7 protein-coding genes are annotated in these 5,438 nt (G+C 40.5%); 1 reads left to right on the top strand and 6 read right to left on the bottom strand.

The features are described from left to right. The 6 genes from KH943_RS09110 to KH943_RS09085 form a co-directional block, all read right to left on the bottom strand. Positions 1–812, bottom strand: an 812-nt coding sequence (locus KH943_RS09110) for a FecCD family ABC transporter permease (RefSeq protein WP_304110300.1), incomplete at its 3' end; no start/stop codon positions are given. Between the two features lie 2 nt (positions 813–814). Continuing rightward, positions 815–1,942 (bottom strand): ABC transporter substrate-binding protein, encoded by a 1,128-nt coding sequence (locus KH943_RS09105; protein ID WP_304110299.1) that lies wholly within the window; start codon positions 1,940–1,942, stop codon positions 815–817. Positions 1,943–2,017: 75 nt separating this feature from the next. Further along, entirely contained in the window at positions 2,018–2,692 is a 675-nt protein-coding gene (gene radC, locus KH943_RS09100) for a RadC family protein (protein ID WP_304110298.1), read from the bottom strand. A gap of 412 nt (positions 2,693–3,104) precedes the next feature. After that, positions 3,105–3,893 carry a DUF4198 domain-containing protein gene (locus tag KH943_RS09095; RefSeq protein ID WP_304110297.1) on the bottom strand — a complete coding sequence of 263 codons (789 nt, stop codon included), beginning with the start codon at positions 3,891–3,893 and terminating at the stop codon, positions 3,105–3,107. A 22-nt stretch (positions 3,894–3,915) separates the two neighbouring features. Then, the gene (gene ykgO, locus KH943_RS09090) at positions 3,916–4,041 is read right to left on the bottom strand and encodes a type B 50S ribosomal protein L36 (protein WP_005707423.1); all 126 of its coding nucleotides are present in this window, start codon (positions 4,039–4,041) and stop codon (positions 3,916–3,918) included. Positions 4,042–4,050: 9 nt separating this feature from the next. Continuing rightward, a complete protein-coding gene (locus KH943_RS09085; RefSeq protein ID WP_005707426.1) occupies positions 4,051–4,320 on the bottom strand; it encodes a type B 50S ribosomal protein L31 in 270 nt (89 codons plus the stop codon). Positions 4,321–4,545: 225 nt separating this feature from the next. Here KH943_RS09085 and rpe point away from each other — a divergent pair, with 225 nt between their 5' ends. Further along, complete coding sequence (rpe, locus tag KH943_RS09080) at positions 4,546–5,220, top strand: ribulose-phosphate 3-epimerase (RefSeq protein WP_304110296.1); 675 nt, start codon at positions 4,546–4,548, stop codon at positions 5,218–5,220. The last annotated feature ends 218 nt before the right edge of the window (positions 5,221–5,438 follow it).

Here is a 5,438-nt window from a genome sequence, read left to right as displayed (position 1 = left end):
CCAACAAAACTGATGGCAGTTGCGGTCATTACAGCAACCAAAATCAATGTTTTCAAGCGAAGCCATTGTAGGTTAATGCCAAGACTTAAGGCACGCTCTTCGCCTAAACGTAAAGCGGTTAATTTCCACACATCTTTTGCAAGCAAGAACACACAGACGATCGTCACGATGGTTAAAATCGTCAAGTTTTCCCACGTCGCTTTGGTTAAACTACCAAACAGCCAGAACAAAATTTGTTGGGAAATTTCAGGCGCAGCAATAAATTGGATAAGCGAAAGTAACGACTGAAATAAGAAAAGCAATGCAATCCCGACCAGTACCAACATTGCTGAGCTAAAACGGCGGAAGGAGGCAAACAGGAAGAGCACGCCCGAGGCAAGCATTGTCATCACAAATGCCCCAATTGGCACCGAAATTGCAGAAGGAAAGCCAAAGCCACCAAAAGCAATGACTGCAGAAGCACCAAGCCCAGCAGCAGCGGCAAGACCGAGCGTGTAAGGGCTTGCCATTGGGTTATTTAGCAATGTTTGGATTTCGGCTCCACCTACGCCGAGTGCTGCGCCTACCACCAACGCCATTAACGCCATCGGTAAGCGGAGATCGTAGACAATCACGTGCGTGGTAGTTTCCACATCATCCATTCTGAGCAATGCTTGCACTACCTCATCAAGCGGCAGCATTGACGGGCCTGTCACAATATCAAACACAAAGCCCACCAAGCTAATTGCAAGGAAGGCAAACACAACAAACCAGCGTTTGCGTTCAAGCTTACGCTGGTTTGATACAATATTTTCAACTACAGATTGCGTCACAGTTATTTACTCACTGGCTCAAGATAGAAAGTACCTTGTGGCACGATTGGTAAATTTTTGCGGTAGAAATCTTGGTAAGTTTTCGTTGGATCTAAATCTTTGAAAAGCTCTGGATAAACCGCTTTCGCCACGAATTGAATAGACGCACCGTCTGAAATCGTACGAGAGTTCGCATGATAAGCTCCATACAAGCGGTTGTTTTTGATTGCTGGAAGCTCAGACCAACCTGGACGAGCTGCAAAGCCTGCTAAGCGTTTGCGAGCTTCGGCTTCTTCAATGTTAAAGCCCGCCACCATCGCATTTGGATTTTTCTTGAGCTCCGTTTCTCGCCCTGTGATTAAAATCACATCAGGTTTTGCTGCAACCACTAATTCAGGGTTAATTGGGCTGTAGAATTCGACCGCTTGTTTTGCGATGTTATCACCACCTACAAGGTTAATCATCGCACCCCACATACTTTTACCGAAGGTAAAGCTGTGTTCCGCAGGGCCTTTATTACCAAATTCCACATACACTTTTGGTTTTGGAAGATTTGCTTTTGCCACGCGGTCTTGAATATCTTTGACTAACGCCTTGTATTCGTCATTCAACGCTTTTGCTTTCGCTTCTTGACCTGTGAGCTGACCGATAATCTCCGTTGATCTCACATGTTTATCTACTGTTTGAGCAAGATAGTCCACTACAACCACAGGAATACCTGCTTGTTCAAGCGGCTCTAAGTCAGAATCAAGGGCTTTATATTGCCAATCTGCCATTAACACAAAGTCAGGTTTAAGGGCTAAAATTTTCTCAACAGAGAAAGTGCCTACTTCTACCTCACCCACGTCTTCTAATTCGTTGAGTTTCGGTACTGCTTTGCTAAATTCTGCCCAACTTGCTGGTGCCCAGTCTGTCCAAACGGCTTTAGAAAAACCAACCACATTATCTAACGCGTGTTTACCGCCTACAGCCATATAGTCTTGATAGTTAAACGCAAGTACTACACGTTTTGCAGGCAACTCAACGGTGACTTTACGATCTAAAATATCAGTCACTTCGGTTGGTTTTGCAAATGCATTAGTTGAAAGAGTAAGCAAAGTAGAAAGTGCAATCACACTCATTTTTGGAAGAAGGCGAGAAAATTTTGCCATATAAATTACCTTATTAAAGTAAATTAAATAAAAATCATTCTCAATAATAAGATAAAAGGTAATCGTTTGCAATGCTTAAATTGAGCTAAATATCTCCTGTTTTTCTTCCTCAAACGAAAAATAATCTCCTTTTCCCACGATAATATGATCGACAAATCGAATATCGACTAAATCGCACGCCAGTTCAATACGTTTGGTAAGATGGCGGTCGGCATCGCTTGGTGCACACTCGCCAGAAGGATGGTTATGAGCGATGATAATCGCTGCTGCATTACATTTTAGTGCCGCTTTTACGACTTCTCTCGGGTGTACGCTGGCTTGATTTATCGTGCCAAAAAACATTTTTTCGGTACGAATGAGGCGGTTTTGATTATCTAAAAAGATCACCATAAACACTTCACGCTCCCAGTGCTCAAGCTCTGATTGGAAATACATAATTGCCATATAAGGCTCACTGATGGTTTCGCTAGCCTCCATTTGCTGTGAAAGATAGCGTTTAGTCATCTCTTTTGTTGCTTGCAGTTGAATATATTGCGTTTTGCCCAAGCCTTTGACTTTGCAGAATTCGTCAACCGAAGCGGTTAATAATCCTCGTAAACTGCCAAAAGTTTCAAGCACATTTTCTGAAAGTTGCATTACAGGAATGCCTCGAATCCCTGTACGTAAGAAAATCGCCAATAACTCTTGATCGTTCAATGCTTCTACGCCTTGTTGTAATAATTTTTCGCGTGGCATTAATATTTTTTCCATATTACCCTCTACTGATTAAATCTTTGAGAGAATAAAAAAGATAAGGCAAAGAGGCAAAAGGCAATTACCAAATTTTCGAGCGAGATCGCAAAAAAGCCTTTTCTTTGCATTTAAAGAATACAAAGAAAACAGAAATATAATACGTAATCTGCATCTTAGGTTGAACATTAGCTTAAAATGCAGATTTTTTATTATATAGTAAATAACACTATATCTATTGTTTTTTTAATTTGTAGTGGTGTAAATGGCATATAGGATAAAACCAATAATCATTATGGATAGGTTAGAATATTTTATTTGATTAAGAGGAAAACAATATGCGGTGTTTTTTATCTCCAATTATCATAAAAATTAAGGGAATCATACCTTTTGTGGCATGATTCCCCAATATTCATAGAGAAGTATTACTGCTTTACTTATTAATATCAAACGTCAAACTCGCATAATGTTTATGTTTTTGACATTGTTCTGGTTTCTCAAATGGTGTTTCATACACCACGGCTGCTTTCCAGAAACCATCACGAAGTGGGATAATATCAACAGTACCATCTGCACCTGTGGTGTCAGAGAAAGCTTGTGCTTCCACTTTGTGAGTGTGATGGTTATCTGAATTATCAAATCCTTTGAAAGTTGCTGTTAATGTTGCATTCGGAAGCGGTTCGCCTTGGTAAAGCACCACCACTTTGAAACGCTCACCCACTTTAATAGTTGCAGGATTGACCATTGGCACGATTTCCAATTCATGTCCAACTACTTCTGCTACATCATTTTTTTCGGCTGCCTTGCCAATATTCACAATATTTTTGCCATACATTGCAGTACGTTCGCAATAAGTTGCGTTAGGCGTGTTTTGCATATCCGCTTGCTTCCAACCTTCCGCATTTTGCGACCAGAATGTCGGTTTATATTCTGCGGCTAACACATAGCTTCCTGCTTTTACGGGCTTCGCACTTTCATAGTGATAATTCTCGCCTTTTTGCATGAGCTTTTGTTTTCCTTCAGCATTAACTAAAACCATGCCTTTTTCAAAGAAATGCAAGCGTTTTTCTGCAATCGGTTCAAGCGTTGGAAATTCGCCATAGCCGATGTCTGCTTTCAAAATTTCGCCTGCTTTAGTAGGTTCACTTTGCACCCAAACGCGGTGGGCTTGAGCTGAAAAAGAAACCGCGCAAATTGCGGTAGCAAGAAGTAGTTTTTTCATAGATTCTCCATTCTATTTGCCATTAACGTTGGCGGGCTTTAAATCTTGGGTTGCTCTTACAAATAACGTAAAGCTTACCTTTACGACGCACGATTTTACAATCTGGATGGCGACTTTTCGCACTTTTTAATGAGTTGAGAATTTGCATTTGATTTCCTTATTTTTTCGCCACTAAACTTGCCATACCTTTAAATTTATCGCTAAAGCGACTTGCACGTCCTTCACTATTTACCTCACGGCGTTTACCCGTATAAACAGGGTGAGAAGCGGAAGAAGTATCTAGCGTATAAAGCGGATATTCTTTGCCGTCTGTCCATTTCATAGTTTTTGTTGTTGCGGCACAAGAGCGAATAACCCAGCCTTGTTGTACGGAAGCATCATAAAAAAGCACTTCACGATAGTTTGTCGGATGAATCCCTTTTTTCATTTGAGTTGTCTCCTTTTGTATTTTGACCTGTTTCAAAATGGTTAATATCCATTTTTAAATTATGGGAATGCATCATACAGCAATTTTTATTTATTTCAATAAATTTTTTATGGTTTTGCGCAACTATTTTTTAACAATCAAAATTTTGCAAAAGAAACCAAAAACTCGACCGCTTTTTGTGGTAGGCTATGCCTGAAATTTTCTAGCTACCTTGGAGAAAGATCTATGGCAAAGCAACCTTTTTTAATCGCACCCTCCATTCTTTCTGCTGATCTCGCACGCCTTGGCGATGATGTGAAAGCAGTGCTTGAAGCGGGTGCAGACATCATCCATTTTGATGTGATGGATAACCACTTTGTTCCAAACTTAACTTTCGGGTCGGCTATTTGCCAAGCACTACGTGATTATGGCATTACCGCACCGATTGATGTGCATTTAATGGTAAAACCTGTTGAGCGTTTAATTCCTGATTTCGCCAAAGCAGGAGCGAATTACATCACCTTCCATCCTGAAGCAACCGACCATATCGACCGCAATTTACAGCTTATTCGTGATTTAGGTTGTAAATCTGGCTTGGTATTCAACCCCGCAACGCCATTGCATTATCTTGATTATGTGATGGATAAAGTGGATATGATTTTGTTGATGGGCGTGAACCCTGGTTTTGGCGGGCAGAAATTTATCCCTTCAACATTGGAAAAACTGCGTGAAGTGCGTAAACTTATTGATGCAAGCGGTTTAAATATTCGCCTTGAGGTAGATGGCGGTGTGAAAGTGGATAACATAGCAGAAATTGCCGAAGCAGGAGCAGATACCTTTGTGGCAGGCTCTGCGATTTTTGACCAGCCAGATTACCAAGCGGTTATTACTCAAATGCGAAAAGCTCTAGAAGGAAAATAGCAAAATAAATCGAAAAGAAATTTTTATGCGTGTGTGGATAATTTCTATTCATAATGGTAGAATACATTAATCCTCGCATACATAAAATGTAGGCAAACTTTTTTAATTCTTGTGTGTCTTAATGGTGTCTGGTTCGACCTATCTCTTTTAGGTTGCATTAAACAAAATTTCGATTACACTACTTAACTCTCGCATTCGCGATTTTATATAGGAAACCA

Source organism: Haemophilus parahaemolyticus (genome assembly GCF_018373095.1).
GTDB lineage: Bacteria > Pseudomonadota > Gammaproteobacteria > Enterobacterales > Pasteurellaceae > Haemophilus_A > Haemophilus_A parahaemolyticus_A.
Note: the sequence above shows the minus strand (reverse complement) of the source record. Positions and strands in the feature narration are given on the sequence as shown.